The organism is Pseudoalteromonas sp. THAF3 (assembly GCF_009363775.1).
In the GTDB taxonomy this organism is placed as follows: Bacteria; Pseudomonadota; Gammaproteobacteria; order Enterobacterales; family Alteromonadaceae; genus Pseudoalteromonas; species Pseudoalteromonas ruthenica.
The window spans coordinates 2,079,781-2,094,295 of the sequence record NZ_CP045418.1; the positions used below are offsets into that span (position 1 = coordinate 2,079,781).

Here is a 14,515-nt window from a genome sequence, read left to right on the forward strand (position 1 = left end):
CTTTCCTTGCTCGATTACCCTATCTAACCGATGCATATCCTGTGCTTTGTTCCTTGCTTCATCCTGAAGTGTTCCTCTTGCCTCCTTGGCTATTCCTAGGCATCCCGCCTTCCCTGCACGTCCTGTGCTCCTGTCCTTTAACGGCGTCCGTTACCGTCTATTCCGTTACTATTCCTGCATTACTTTGCGTGGTTGGCCTACATCCGTTCCTTAGCCAAGTGCATCCTGCACTGTTGTCGTCCTGACAATGATAAGTTTAGAGAAAAGCCAAAAAGATGCAGCAAGTGCTTTGCAAAAAGTTTTATTGCAATAATGTAGAAACAATGAAGAAGGCTATACAAATCAATAAGTTAGACTTATTATAGAGCTAAAGGTAGGGGCATATTCATCGTTAAACCCACACCAATGTGAGAGATCTCTCACATTGAAATTTCCATTAAACGCAATGTGGACTTTTTTTGAATAACAACTCTCCACTGACTTTGCTAAATTGCAAAGTTTGCATGGTCTCAAAACCGTGGTTAGCAAAGAAAGTTTGATGCTGAGACTGCGTAACAAACACAGCAAGTCCTTGCGTTTCGTTATCTTCCTCAACAAGATTATCAAGGCCTTTAAGGAGGTAATGACCATAACCTTGGCGTTGATAGTGGGGATCCACTGCAATAAAGGCTAAAAATAAGTAGCGCCCCATCGTTTTTAAGGCGTTGCGAATGGTCTTTTCCTTTTCAATGAGCTGCTGAGTCGTCAAATAACCAGCACTGAGCATCAGTTTCAGTCGCCAGTGCCAATAGCGATCCGCCTGCATGCTGGCGTCAGATTGAAATACACAAGCAATGGCACGCAGAGCATCATCAACATACAAGCCAACTAATGGTTGTTTGGCCTGCCAAAAACTGTGTAGCTCTTCACGGATGAGCGCGCGTAACTTTTTTTCATACTCTTGGGTTTTACTGCTCTCGGCGCTGAATATTTCTCGCATTAGCGGGTCGTCATGATAAGCCTGATAAATCAGGCTTGCAGCCACGTTCAAATCTTCCGGAGTAAGATACCTAACTTTATAGTCGCCGAGCATGGTATTTCCTTGTTATCGTTGTTGTTCTATAGTTAACCATAGCCTTTTATGAGCACAATGGAAACATTATATGGATACCTCAAAACATACGATGACGACCCTTTTTCAACAGCTCGGCCTGCCCAGCAGCGATGAGCAAATTGAACAATTTGTGACTGACCACAAATTAAGCCCTGAGCTCAAACTCGCTGATGCGCCGTTTTGGTCACAGGCGCAGCGCCACTTTATTACTGAATCTTTGGAACAAGACGCGGATTGGTGCGAATTAATTGACGAGTTAGACGCCCAGCTAAGGCATTAATACAGCGATAAAGCTCGCCCAAGACAGGTGTGGTTCATACTTTCTTCGTTAATATTGAACATCCAAAATTAGGGTCCTTGCGGCCCTTTGCTTTATACTGTTCAGCGATTAAAAAGAAGGAATCCATTTGTATGAACCCTGTGGTTTTTGACGCCATCAAAGCCTTATTAGCACAAAACAAAACACCTACCGTAGCAATGACCAAAGCGATGCTCAAAGAGCCCGTGCCGATGCCAATGATTATTGCCGCTGTAAGCCAATATAAAAATAACCCCGAGGCATTCAAAAACATGGTCATAGAGCCACAATTGCCGAATAACGAACAAAAGTCGACACAACTTGATCGCATTGAGGAAAAACTTGATAAACTACTCGCTTTGCTCGAGAACTCAAAATAGCGAATGTTTGTTGTAGACCTCACTTTTGACTGTTACCAAGACACCCAACTCAGCGCTGCCGAACAGGCGATAAATCAGACGGTGGTGGCGCTTCGAGCCAATGGCCAAATCATCGGCGATGAATTTCCAACCGTATTGAAAGAAGGCTTCTTCGTGACCCGGGTAATGTGCCCAGAAGAGGACTCATTGCACCCGCTCAACCACAGTCCGTTTGTGAAGTTTGCGCTCGATAAACTAAACGATGCCGGGTTGTTAGCGCCCAAGGTCAAGGTTATAGGGCAAGATATTCACGCCAATAGTGCAGATAACTGCGCTGCACCGAGCAGTTACATTCTTTACACCACCTATTTGCATACGTGCAGCCCGTTGTATTGTGGTGATGATTTTTTACCGGTGCCGCTGTATCACATTCCTGCTATCGCCAACGGCGATTACAAGACACTGATAAAATGGCAAGAAGACTGGCAGGCATGCGATCAAATCCAAATTAATGGTGCAACACGCTGCGAATTTGCGGCGCTGCATGAGATCAGCGCCTTTGATAGCGACCTGACTCGTCGCGGCTTGGACTTGGCAAAGCGGATCCGTTATCTAACCAAAAAGCCAGTCTACTATTACTTGTACCGTGTCGGTGGCGAGAGCCTGACAGCCGAGCAACAACGTCGCTGCCCAAGCTGCGATGGTCATTGGCATCTAGCAGAGCCATGGTTTGGATTGTTCGACTTTCGCTGTGAACAATGTCAGTTGATATCTAATATTTCCTGGGATCACCAATAGTGTTTACAGCACGTCTAATTGCTGTAACAACGAGCTGATATCATTCGCCAAAACATGGTGCGGTTCTTTACCGACATATTCTAAGCAGACTGCACCATCGTTCAATCGCACACTCAGCAATAAATCATCCTGCTCGGTCAGCCCAATAAACACGGTGTCTTGCTGTTTTAACCGACGTTTCATTAATACATGACCGGTTATATTTTGCTGTAAGCGTATAAAGTCGTCCTCGTCCCAAGGTAAAAGGAGCTCCACGCCATGACCGTCGATGCTCGCCGGCAGATTACCACTGTAGTAACTGCCAAATAATTCGCTCAGTTGTTGTGGGAAAGGCACTTCCAGGGCCGCTGCCAATTCATTTAAGTCAGCACTGGGGGTACGCTCATGAATTTGCCACTGAACTTGCTGCTGTTGTTCAGTGCCGGCAATGGCTGCAGGGCTTGGCGAGTCCGGGTCGAAAAACGCCAGCGGGTTACGGCCATACTGTTGTTGCTCGTTGCTAATGTGTGCCTGTAAACAGCGCCGAAGTTCTGTGCTTACGCTCATGCATGCCTCAAATAATTTAGGTATAATTACGCCATATTGTAACGCCAAATAGCACAGCATGACAGATTACAGCAACGCCCCAGAGTTAAAAGCCAGCCTACTCGGCAAGGCAACTGAGTATAAAGACAGCTACGATCCATCCCTACTTTATCCCATAGCACGCAAGCTTAATCGTGATGATTTGCAAATAGATGAGCGTGCCCTGCCCTTTAAAGGGGAGGATATTTGGACCGGTTACGAGTTATCGTGGCTTAATCCTAAAGGCAAACCACAGGTCGCGGTGGCCACCTTTACCTTCCCTTGTCAAAGCCCGGATATTATTGAGTCTAAATCGTTTAAGTTGTACTTAAATAGCTTCAATCAAAGCCGTTTTGAAAGCATGCAAGCAGTACAGCAAACCATGGCCAAGGACTTAAGTGCGGCGACCCAAAGTGACGTGCAAGTAACACTGTATGGCCCTGAGGATTATCAGCACTTCGCAGCCACCGCATTACCAGGTCAGTGCATTGATGAGCTCGATATCACCGTCGATACCTATGAGTTGACACCAAGCTTACTGCGCCTAGCCGACGATGCGCAGCAAGTTGAACAAACGCTGCATAGTCACTTATTGAAGTCTAATTGCTTGATCACCTCACAACCCGATTGGGCCAGCGTGGTTATACGCTACCAAGGCCCGGCTCTTTGTCATGAGTCGCTGCTGCGTTACCTGATTTCATTTCGCAGCCACAACGAGTTTCACGAGCAGTGTGTAGAGCGCATTTTTACCGATATTATGGCCTGCGCGCCCATGCAGTCCCTAGAGGTCTATGCCCGCTACACTCGCCGTGGCGGACTGGATATTAACCCTTACCGCGCCACGCACAGCGATAAAACCTTATTTGACGTGCGCATTAACCGTCAATAATCGTCGGTACATTCATGGCGCAGGTATCAATATAATCAGGCGTGGTCACAAACCACGCCTCGGGGCGATTTTTACGCGCCGCAACGAGCGCCGCAAAGCTGCGTGAGTCGGTGCGCATTACTTTAATTACCGGGCGATGCTTGGCAGGTAGTTGATCAGCAAATTGGATATCAACAATCGGGTTAAAAGGCTGTCCTGGCTTTGGCGAGCGCTGTAGCTGCTGTATATGGGCCATGCCCACAAGTACGCGACCAAATACGCTAATGTTCTTATCCAAGTAACGCGGTGCCTGACCAAGCACTACAAAAAATTCACTGGTTGCGCTGTCGACTCCATTGCCCCGCGCCATACCTAATGCGCCAGGACAATGAATTTGCCACGTTTGTGTGCCCTGCTTATTTTGGCCCACGGCAAAGCCATTAATAAAGCCACTGCGCGCGCTGTAACCATCATCTTCGTTGATGACGATATCTAACGGCCGCGTTGTTTCGCTGTGACTGACAAACTCGTTTTTCAGCGTCGGCACATCCGTGTCTTTGTCTCCAGCGCCGCCTTGGGCAACAAAGCCTTCGACAAAACGATACATACTTAGCCCACGATAGAAGCCTTGGCTAGCTAGTGAGCGCAAGCGCTCAACATGCGCCGGCGCCAGCTCTGGATTTACCTCTAGATACACTATCCCTGTCGCTAAGGTAATCATCATTAGGTTTTCATCAGTAACGGCTCGCCATTCGCTGGCATTGGCGTTATCAATAATAGTTGTAGGAGAGGGATTGTCGTCTGCACTGGTAGTCGCGCTTAAAAATAAGCTCACAACTATAAGTAGGCGTGTGATCATTGGCGAGTTCCTTGTTTATTGTTATACCAATAATGAGAAATATGTAACGGTGCTGAGGCGGGTAATAACGGATTGGTCAAGCGAATATAATTGCGTGTTGCCAGTTCCGCCGCATCAATATTGGGGACTAAATGGGTGTGCAGTAAGCGCTCTATGGTGCCATCTGAAAATAAGCTTCGCAGCGCCGAGCTCAGCAATTGGTGGCGCTGTTTATCACCTTTTGCAACAAACAAGTACACCGCCGACGGGTAATAAAAGACATTGTGTTTGTCGTACATCAGCCCCTTAGGCAGTGATTGGGGGTCAAATGCTGTGAGCTCCTCAGGCAGAAAGTCGAAGCGGCCTTTTCTCAGCATATCGTAATGAGACGATGATTTAGAAAACGCATCCACCGTGAAACCGTTACGGCTGAACACGTTGGCATCTGGCCAATCTTCACTTAGACCCACTCGTAATGATGAAAAATCGCTTATATACTTTTTTTGCGCCAGGATATCGGGATTATCAGAGCGCACTAGCGCAATGCGATAACCCAGTAACCCTTTGGCTATTGGGATTAAAATCGCCCACCCTTGTTGCTCTCGCTGCTGCGAAGTCACACCCCAGAATAAATCAATCCCGTGCTCATCTCCCAACAGTTGAATCGCTCGTTGCTGTGATGGCAGATGGTCAACATACTGGTATGTGACCTGCTTTTGGTGCAAACACTCAATGCGCTCAGCTAGTTTAGTAAATAATGCCTGCATATAAGGATGATCGGCCTGGGCGACACGCATCGTCACCGACTGCTGCGCACCACACTCGCATATCACCAGTAATAAAGACAATGCCCATAGCCAGCATTTAAACATGCGTTAGTCCACATCAAACCGATACAATATATCTAAGGTATCATAAAGCCCGCTGGTTACCTCTATATATAGTTTTTGCAGTATTTGATAGCGCACAGCCACTTCACTGATAGACTCGAATACACCAACACTGTATTTTACTTGGATCCCCGGCGCGATATAGCCAGCAATTTCAACCTTAGTATCATCACCACTGCCTTTTGAATTTAAGGTTATATCGCTGAGACCAAATGTTTCCCCTACTCGCGATACAAACCCCTCACTGCGATTGAGACCTTGGGCTAGAAGAATCTGCGTTAGCATGGCATCAGTGTTCGTATCACCATCCCCAAGAGGCTGACCGTTAAGCACGTAAGAAAGCGCTTGTGAACGATCCATGGCCGGCTCCGAGAACACGTTTAATTTCGGCTGTTCAACATTTCCGATTAATTCGATACCCGCTATCACCCCATTGGCGGTGGTGTCTGGATTACGGATCGCGCGCACATTTAAGTAAGGTTTATCAAGCGCACCACTGAACCCAATTTGCCCGGTACGGATCACTAAATCTTGGCCAAATGCACGGTATTTACCATCCACCAGTTTTAACTCGCCACTTGCCAATGGCGGACTTTCATTACTCGCGGTTAGCTTCAAGTCGCCCATGATGTAGGACTTCAGGCCAAACGAGTCTATATACACATCGTCATGTACGCCCACATCTAACTGCACTTGATAAGCGAATGGTGCACTTTGCTGCTTTTGTGGTGCATCCACAATGATTTCATCATCACTGACCTGTACTGCTCCTTTAGGCAACTCTTTGATTTTGATACGTCCGTAAGGAACATCAACACGACCATCAACTTGCACACTTTGGGCGCTAATATCTATGTTTAAATCCGGAGAGATGGCGACATTGACCCCTTGCTGCGGTACCACCATAAAGCGCTCGCCCGAGAGCGAAATGGTAAGTGCCGGATTATCACTGAGCCATACACCTGAGCCGTCAATAGCAAGCTTGCCGCCATCGGGCGTGAGCAATTCCCCCTCCAAGGTCATACTCTCACCATCGAGTTCAGCTTCGAGTCGAGAATTAGCAAGAGCTACCGGCAATGCGTCCCCTTCAATTGCCAATTCATGCGCCTTGAGCTCACCATTGAGGTAGGGCTGCGCCAACGTGCCGCTGAGAGTGAGGTTAGCACTTAACCTGCCCGCTAACTTCCTCACATCAGGCACAAAGTGAGTGAACTTACTGATGTCGGTATCTGTTAGGTGCACCTCTCCAGAGAGTTGTTGCGCTTGAGTGATATCCTCTACGGCTAAATCAGCGTCAATACTGCCAACCACTGAGGAGTCTATGCTTAGCTTAGCATTGGCATTTTTTGCATCACTGCTTAGCTTTATCATTAAGGTTTCCACAGGCAATCGCTGCAACTGCCCTTGGTTTCTATACAACCCTTGTAATTGCTGGGTATGGAACTCAGCATCAATCTGCATTGCTTGGTTATCTTGCCATGCCAACTGCGCATGTCCTTGCGCTTGCCCCTCTATACCCAGGTTGGGTCCCAGCAAAGTGGTAAGAGACTGTAAGTGAAAGTAGTCAAGCTTAGCGTTGACGTGTCCCTGCTTGGCGCTGATATCACTGGGCTCTATGCATAAATGCATGGCATTGCCCTGCAAACAAAAGGGCTTAGTGCGCACGCTCTGCTGGGCCAGATCAATGTCCAACTCGGTACTTTGCTCCAGTGCGACCTGATACTCGTCGCCGCGCAATTCCAACTCGGTAATTGCCAAGCTCAATTGCTGCTGTTGCAGTTCAGACTGAAACGCCAACTGCGCTTGCCCTTGAGTTAATCCAGCACGAATATGGTTTTGTTGGTGATGTTGGGAGCCCTGAGACTGTACTTGAATGCCCTTGATAACTTGGCCATCAAGGCTAACGTTAGCTACTTCTGCATCAAGGTCATACTCTAAGTCGGCTTGTTGATATTGCCCTGTAATATCTAATGTGGCGTCGCTCACTCGCAATCCCTCACCTTGCAGAGTCGCTAGTTGCAATTGCAATTGCAGCTTAGGAGATAAACGTTGCCCTTCGATACTAAACTGAGCGTGTCCCTGCCCTGAATAACCTTGATAAAGTGGCGATGATGATGACAAGTTTAATTCGCCGGCTATTTGCCACTGCTCATCAATGCGGCCATTGATAACCAATGTATTCTCGCCTTGGCGTACACTAAAAGCATGAATATCGCCACTGAGATCGCTATCAATATTCAGTTCGGCATTAAATGTGAGCGGTTGCTCGTTTATCGTGCCTGATAATGACGACGGTTTAAGCTCCACCCACCACTGCTGGGGTGATTCAACACTCACTCGGCCTTGCAGCTGGCCCGATAGGTCGCTGCGCACGGTGTCTAATAAGTACTCACTGTGTAAATTAGTTAGCTGCGCAGAAAAATCGGCGCTAACACCATCGCGCCAGGCTATTGATGTTGTTACCTCAACGTGGCTATCATTCGCTCGCAATTGCAACGGCGCAGCGTTGATGCCGGTAAGGCTTCCTTGAGCCTGTAAAGAAGTGCTCACTTGTGGGTATGCTGCTAGCTGTGTCAATGCATCGACATCGACGCGGTAGTTATCTAAAGTACCCGATGCATTTATGTTGGTGCGTTCTATCTGTAACGGCTGGCCTTGCACCTCGAGCTGCCAAGGTGCGTGTGAAAACGCCAACTCAAAAGGCCAATTTTGCTGTCGTAATTGTGCCTGTGCGTCTAATTCGAAGGTATATTTGCCTTGATTACGCGCCTGAACATTAAGTTCATCTAAGCTGCCCGTGAATGAAAGCTCGCTGCGCTCGCCCAAGGCAGCTAATTGCAGCGACATTGTTAAAGGGTTGCCATCAGCAAAAGAGAATTGACCCTGAGCTTGGGCCTCAAGTGTATCCCCTTCGTTTGTCGCGATATCAGCGGGCAATTGGTAAGCGGCTGATAGTTGTGAAACGGACAACTGTTGTTGTTGCAGTGCCGCAGCCACTTTTAAATCACTGATACGATGGCTTTGCTGCCCTTGAGTGATAATAATGTCAGCAACCTGTGCACTTTTAAGCTGCGCATTGATGCCCAAATCAAAAGCGATAGGCGGTAACGGTGGCAGCGTCTCAAGTGGTGCTGAGGAAGGCTGCTGCTCACTCTCAGGTAAAGTAAGTTCAAGCGAGCGCAGACGCAACGGCTGCACCTTAACGTCTCGTTGATGCGCCTCAAGCGCTGATTTAAAATCCCGTGCTGACACGCTAAGGCCCGCAGCATGGATGTTGGCTTGTCCTAAAAATAGACTTTTTATGGTAATAGTCGGCAGTGATACTGGCTCGCTGGCCGGCGGCTGTGCATCAGTCGCTGCCGCCTTATCGTTTTGCTGATCAGCTACTTGCACCGTCAGCGACTCAGCCCCAACTTGGCGAAAGCACAGCCCAGCACAACCCAATAACTGCCAGTCAATACGCACAGCCTCAGCATCGATGCTTATCTGTTCGCTGGTAAAAGAGATATCAAATGGGTCATCATATAAAAACCGCCCCTCTTTGAGCGAAATGCGCAACCCATCAACGCTATGATTGGCCACATAAGCAATGCCCTTGTTACCTACCTCCGTAAATAACAAACAAAACAAGGTCACTAAAATAGTGCCCACAAGGCCGCCACACCATCGGAGAATACGCTTATATCCTTTGCTCATAATTCCGGCCCCACAGTAATGCTCAAACGAGTGGTGTTATTAGGTGTGGATAATGCCCACGCGTGATCAATACGGATGGGGCCCACTGGGGTTAAATAACGCACCCCGAAGCCGGTGCCAACCGACCATGATTCAGAGAAGTCATTGGTGGCGGTTCCGGCATCAACGAATAGCGCCGCCCGCCAATTCTCAGCAAACTGATAATTATACTCCAAGGTGCCGGTGGCTAGGTATTTACCACCAATATTATAGCCATTACGCTCAGGCGAGATAGACTCATATTTATAGCCGCGAATACTCTGATCGCCGCCGGCAAAGAAGCGCATAGAAACCGGCACGTCATTAATATCATCCACGTAAATAGCACCCAGATTGACCCGGGTAAAAAACATATGGCGCTGCCAATAAGTGTTTAACCACGCATACTGTAGCTGGACTCTGACAATATCGGTGGTCGAAGCCAAGTGCTCAGTGCCCACTTCAGTGCTGATTAACCATTGCTCACCCCAAAACGGCGTGGTGCCCCCTTTACTTTGCTTGCGGGCAAAGCTCACTCCGGGTAGCAACATCTTAGTGCGCTGATGCTGCTCGCCAATGCGAAACTCTTCATATTCTCGGCGCAAAAATGCGGTGCGTATCCAATCTTCTCCCACTTTCCACTGTCTTTGCACTAAGCCTGTCAGTGTTTTCGAGAAGATATCCGTATCGACATTATCTTCGAGCTTGTAGCCGAGGCTAAAGCGCCAGATATCGTCATTAGGGTCGTCCACCGGCACGGTGTAGGCAAAACTGATGTCTTGCTGACGTTTGGAAATGTTCAGGTTACTCTCAAGATAGTGGCCGTCTTCGGTGATCCAAGGACGAGACCATTTGAATCTGGCTTTGGGGCCTAAGTCCGTTGAATAGCCGCCCCCCACTTCAAAGCTATCTTGTGGTTTATGCAAGACTTCCACACGAATCGGCACTTCGCCATTAGTCCGAGCGGGAATATCAGCATAAACGCGGACGCTGCTAAAGTAAGGCGTTTGCGATAACGCAAGATTGAATTCTGACACCTTAGTAGCACGGTAGGGCTGCCCGGTTTTAAAATGCGCCAGAGAATAAATATAGTTGCTTGCTGGTGTATCAGAGCTGATGTTAATCGGCCCATAATCATAACGTGGGCCCGTTTGCACATGCAGCACCACCTCTGCACTGTGTTGAGAGCGATTAATTGCCAACTTAGATTGTTGCCACTTGGCGTCAAAGTAGCCAAGCTCTAACAGTTGCCTATCTATGGCTGATTTAGCACTATCATATTGGCCATGGTGTACAACCTGCCCTTGCTGCAGAGGTAAGCTATCAAGCACCGCCTTAAGCTGCTGATCGTCTTCTCCGGGACCACTAAATTGATAATCCAATCTAGCGATGCGCGTCGCTTTGCCGGGTATGATGTTCGCAATTACTTGCGCTTTGCCTTCGCTGCGCTCTAAACTGAGTTCTACTTCGCTATGGTAATACCCCAGTGCGCGCATACTCGCTTTAACTTGTGCACTTGCATAGCGCTGTAATTGCCTGGAGGGGACCTCGCCTTTTAATTGCACTAAATAAAGCGCAACATTTTCTTCTAACTCTCCTGATAACCCGTTAATGCTGTAGCCAGTAATAGTTGTTGCTTGTTGCACAGCAGCATGTGCAGTGACAGCAGGCCATATTAAAATAGATAGAAGAATGAAAAAGCGGCAGAAAATCAAACGACTAGAACTCCATGATCTAAGAATACTGCAACAATGAATGGTCAGATCACTCATACGTCCCAAAGTAGGTCCATCAGTTTAACAAATGCCACTGACTTCGCGCACCCACTGAATAAATAAAATTTGCCTTCAAGGCTTTTTATTTCTTACAAGATAATAGACAATTTATCGATTCTTAAAAAAACGAGACAAGGTATGCAATTTCCCGACGACGACACCGGACACATGTTACAGCAAATACACGATGAAGGTGTGGACTTGACAGGCTTTCATACATTGGACTTCTTTATTCTATTTGAAAAGCAAGAACATGCTATTAGTTACCAAGAAGCACTGAAAAGTTCCGAACTAAGCGCCGATTCACAATTGGGAACTTGCCCTGACACTGGCGTATTTGAAGTCAAAGTAAGTATCAAAATGGTGCCGCAACATGATGTGATCATGGATACCGAAGCCTATTTGGAAAGTCTAGCTGATAAGCACAATGGTTATGGTGACGGCTGGGGACTAATGGCTTAAAGCATTCCGCACAGGAGCATTTCACACGCCCTAATACAGGGCGTTTGCCTTTCGAAAAGCGCCCTCATAGTCAAAGAGTTTGTCACTCACCTGCCACCCATATCGTTTCGACTTTCGCGCTACCACAAAATCAGGTGCTTGCAGGCAGTGCTGATGGTCAACCACCTGCTGAGCATCGTGCCAGGTTGTGACTCCGCTAACTGTGTGCCGCTTCGCGTAAAAGCGATTAAATCGAGCCACCACCTTGGCATTATTAAAGTCATAGCTCTCATCGACACTGGCCCCATCTTCATCAAAGTAGGTAACTTTGAGTTTGCTTGGCTGAGTAATTTGACAACTTAAGCCACTACAGCGCAGTACCATGGCTTCTTTTAAATTAAGTGCTTTTCGCAGTTTATCATCTGGGTCAACCAGCTGATGTTGGCAGGCGCTGCACTCGCGCGCAGCAATGTCATTTTCGCTGCCGCACTGCGGGCATTCTTTAAATTTAAAGCGATAGTCACACTGCTGCGTTTGCTCACCATCATCAAGCAGCCCCTGGCAGCGCCGACCATGATGCTCAATGACTTGACCACTGGCATCCGTTTTTCCCCAAAAAATATTGGCAAAGCCACATCCCGGACATAATACTTGCACCGGCTCACTCAACGGGTCGGGGCGCTTCGCTCCCACTTCTGGATAAAATAAGTCAAAGCCATTGGCGGCATAATCAATCACCAAGCAGTCTTTTTTCCCCTCGCATAAACGCAACCCTCGGCCAACAATTTGCTGATATAAGCCAACCGACTCGGTGGGCCTTAAAATGGCGATGAAATCCACATGTGGAGCATCGAAGCCCGTGGTTAATACCGATACATTAACAAGGTATTTTAGCTCTTTGCGTTTAAACCTAAGGATAATTTCATCACGCTCAGCCGCCGGCGTCTGACCAGTTATAACCGCTACTGACTCACTACTCAAATAATCAGCTATTTCATAAGCATGTTTGACTGTGGCAGCAAATATCATCACTCCTTGTCTAGCATCTGCTTGCGCTTGAATATCACTGACAATACTTTTTGTTGCCCGGGTACTCGATTGCAATAGTGTATTCATATCGCCTTCACTAGGTATACCTGAGGGGCCGGATGCCAATGAGTTAAAGTCATAATTTTGCACTGCAGCATCAACGCAATTCGGCGGGGTTAAATAGCCTTTATTGATTAAATAACGAAGCGGTAATTCATATATACACTCGCTAAATGGCGCGTCTGCCGAGCCACGCACAAAGCCATGATAGTGGCGGTGATATATCCATCCCGATGTTAAGCGATATGGGGTCGCGGTTAGACCTAACACTTTCAATCTGCTATTTGCTTTTTTTAAGTGCTGAATAAGCTGTGAATACTGACTGTTTTCATCGTCACTAATACGGTGACACTCATCGACTATAATAAGTGAGTATTGCCTTTTTAGCTTATCTCTACTTTTAGCGAGAGATTGAATACTGGCAAAGGTGACTTGCTGGTTTAACTCTTTCTCATTAAGACCTGCAGAAAAGATCCCCGGTGTTAATCCCAATGCTTTATATTTTTCGGCATTTTGCTGTACTAATTCTTTAACATGAGTCAGCACCAAAATAGGGAATCGCGCAAGGCGCGCAAGTTCAGCAATAACTACACTTTTGCCACTCCCAGTGGGTAGTACGATCACGGCTGCACTATCTGAGCGGCGAAAGTGGGCTAAGGTGCTATCAACGGCTTTTTGTTGGTAATCTCTGAGTGTAAACACAACTAACACCCAAGTAAGTAAAAGGCCCGAAACCGGGCCTTGGAGGTTATTATTTTGCGAGGTATTTAGTTAGGTCAACATCTTGGAATGCTTTCGGACGCTTACCACGGCCTGACCATTCAACTACTTTTCCTTCAAACTCGCGACGATACTTAGGTTCAACCTTAGTTCGCTTGTCCTGTTTCGAGTCAACAATATCATCCACACTGAGCCCTTTTTCCTTCATCAGTTCGAGAACTTCCTGTTTCGCTTTTTCCTGCTGTTGCTGACTTTCGAGCGCAGTATTCAGAATATTAATTGCTTTCTCTAACTCATTCATCGATGCCGTTTTGGCAAAGGCTCTGATCTCTCTCACTATGGTCTCTTTTAATTGTTGAACATGGAGATTAAATAATAATTGAAGATTGATAATATATCAAAAATAAAAAGGCACTATACGCTGGGAAGGCTTATTTTAAATTAATATGACAAAGAAGGTGTAATTTGAGGGGGAAAAGTGAAGCCGAGTCGACTTCACCAATTACTCGCTCACAGGCGTGAGCAAATAAGCATTAAACGGGTGTTACATTTTCCGCTTCTGGTCCCTTTTGGCCTTGTTTGATGCCGAAAGTTACCTGCTGGCCTTCGTTAAGAGTACGAAAACCGTTACCGTTAATGGCACTGAAGTGAACAAACACGTCTGGACCATTTTCTTGTTCGATAAAGCCAAAGCCTTTTGCTTCGTTGAAAAACTTTACTTTACCTTGTGCTTCTGCTGACATACTTAGTTTTCCTGTAAGTCAATTTGTATCAATCGCCTAAAATTAGGCACTATCCTCCCTGAGCCAGTGTCGCCGCCGATGGGTCAGGTACAGTACTAAGGGCACACTAGCTAAATAGTCACTCTTACAGCATTGGCCGCACAAAACCGTCACATTACACGCCTTAACTCAAGGCAAGTTAAAGACTACCACAGAAAAATATAATTAGCTTTAAATAAATTCGAATTTTCTCTTTACGGGGAACTAACGGCTGCGGTAAAAAACTAACAGACTACGCAGTTCTCGCTTTCTAAGAACCTGTGTTATGTTATTCGTAGGACTTACA

14 protein-coding genes are annotated in these 14,515 nt (G+C 46.9%); 5 read left to right on the forward strand and 9 right to left on the reverse strand.

The window, feature by feature from the left end:
• Positions 1-436: 436 nt before the first annotated feature.
• The gene (locus FIU82_RS09575; RefSeq protein WP_022946705.1) at positions 437-1,072 is read right to left on the reverse strand and encodes a GNAT family N-acetyltransferase; all 636 of its coding nucleotides are present in this window, start codon (positions 1,070-1,072) and stop codon (positions 437-439) included.
• A gap of 70 nt (positions 1,073-1,142) precedes the next feature.
• Between FIU82_RS09575 and FIU82_RS09580 the strand changes: the two genes are divergently transcribed.
• The 3 genes from FIU82_RS09580 (at position 1,143) to FIU82_RS09590 (ending at position 2,548) form a co-directional block, all read left to right on the forward strand.
• Entirely contained in the window at positions 1,143-1,373 is a 231-nt protein-coding gene (locus FIU82_RS09580; protein WP_022946704.1) for a DUF2789 domain-containing protein, read from the forward strand.
• Positions 1,374-1,504: 131 nt separating this feature from the next.
• Positions 1,505-1,771, forward strand: a complete 267-nt coding sequence (locus FIU82_RS09585) for a hypothetical protein (RefSeq protein WP_022946703.1) — start codon at positions 1,505-1,507, stop codon at positions 1,769-1,771.
• Between the two features lie 3 nt (positions 1,772-1,774).
• Positions 1,775-2,548, forward strand: a complete 774-nt coding sequence (locus tag FIU82_RS09590) for a Zn-ribbon-containing protein (RefSeq protein ID WP_152440950.1) — start codon at positions 1,775-1,777, stop codon at positions 2,546-2,548.
• 3 nt (positions 2,549-2,551) lie between these two features.
• Here the strand turns inward: FIU82_RS09590 and syd are convergent, their stop codons facing one another.
• Positions 2,552-3,094 carry a SecY-interacting protein gene (syd, locus tag FIU82_RS09595; protein WP_152440951.1) on the reverse strand — a complete coding sequence of 181 codons (543 nt, stop codon included), beginning with the start codon at positions 3,092-3,094 and terminating at the stop codon, positions 2,552-2,554.
• Between the two features lie 58 nt (positions 3,095-3,152).
• Here syd and queF point away from each other — a divergent pair, with 58 nt between their 5' ends.
• On the forward strand, positions 3,153-4,001 hold the full coding sequence (queF, locus tag FIU82_RS09600) for an NADPH-dependent 7-cyano-7-deazaguanine reductase QueF (protein ID WP_152440952.1): 849 nt from the start codon (positions 3,153-3,155) through the stop codon (positions 3,999-4,001).
• Here the strand turns inward: queF and FIU82_RS09605 are convergent.
• The 4 genes from FIU82_RS09605 to FIU82_RS09620 are packed head-to-tail and all read right to left on the reverse strand — an operon-like array spanning position 3,988 to position 11,068.
• Positions 3,988-4,839: a peptidylprolyl isomerase gene (locus tag FIU82_RS09605; protein WP_152440953.1), complete on the reverse strand. Its 852-nt coding sequence runs from the start codon at positions 4,837-4,839 to the stop codon at positions 3,988-3,990. The two genes, queF and FIU82_RS09605, sit on opposite strands and share 14 nt — an antisense overlap.
• Positions 4,836-5,690 carry a hypothetical protein gene (locus FIU82_RS09610; protein WP_152440954.1) on the reverse strand — a complete coding sequence of 285 codons (855 nt, stop codon included), beginning with the start codon at positions 5,688-5,690 and terminating at the stop codon, positions 4,836-4,838. The genes FIU82_RS09605 and FIU82_RS09610 overlap by 4 nt, the downstream gene beginning before the upstream one ends.
• Before the next feature lie 3 nt (positions 5,691-5,693).
• Entirely contained in the window at positions 5,694-9,404 is a 3,711-nt protein-coding gene (locus FIU82_RS09615; protein ID WP_152440955.1) for a translocation/assembly module TamB domain-containing protein, read from the reverse strand.
• Positions 9,401-11,068 carry an autotransporter assembly complex family protein gene (locus FIU82_RS09620; RefSeq protein WP_235418814.1) on the reverse strand — a complete coding sequence of 556 codons (1,668 nt, stop codon included), beginning with the start codon at positions 11,066-11,068 and terminating at the stop codon, positions 9,401-9,403. The genes FIU82_RS09615 and FIU82_RS09620 overlap by 4 nt, the downstream gene beginning before the upstream one ends.
• A 267-nt stretch (positions 11,069-11,335) precedes the next feature.
• On the opposite strand from FIU82_RS09620, the gene FIU82_RS09625 reads away from it, so the two are divergent.
• Entirely contained in the window at positions 11,336-11,659 is a 324-nt protein-coding gene (locus FIU82_RS09625; RefSeq protein WP_045980333.1) for a ribonuclease E inhibitor RraB, read from the forward strand.
• A gap of 30 nt (positions 11,660-11,689) precedes the next feature.
• Here FIU82_RS09625 and FIU82_RS09630 read toward each other — a convergent pair whose 3' ends face one another.
• The 3 genes from FIU82_RS09630 to FIU82_RS09640 all read right to left on the reverse strand — a co-directional run bounded on the left by FIU82_RS09630 (position 11,690) and on the right by FIU82_RS09640 (position 14,190).
• Positions 11,690-13,438, reverse strand: a complete 1,749-nt coding sequence (locus tag FIU82_RS09630; protein ID WP_040643297.1) for a DEAD/DEAH box helicase — start codon at positions 13,436-13,438, stop codon at positions 11,690-11,692.
• Between the two features lie 40 nt (positions 13,439-13,478).
• On the reverse strand, positions 13,479-13,784 hold the full coding sequence (locus FIU82_RS09635; RefSeq protein ID WP_022946197.1) for an H-NS family nucleoid-associated regulatory protein: 306 nt from the start codon (positions 13,782-13,784) through the stop codon (positions 13,479-13,481).
• Positions 13,785-13,980: 196 nt separating this feature from the next.
• Positions 13,981-14,190 carry a cold-shock protein gene (locus FIU82_RS09640; RefSeq protein WP_022946196.1) on the reverse strand — a complete coding sequence of 70 codons (210 nt, stop codon included), beginning with the start codon at positions 14,188-14,190 and terminating at the stop codon, positions 13,981-13,983.
• Positions 14,191-14,515: the final 325 nt, after the last annotated feature.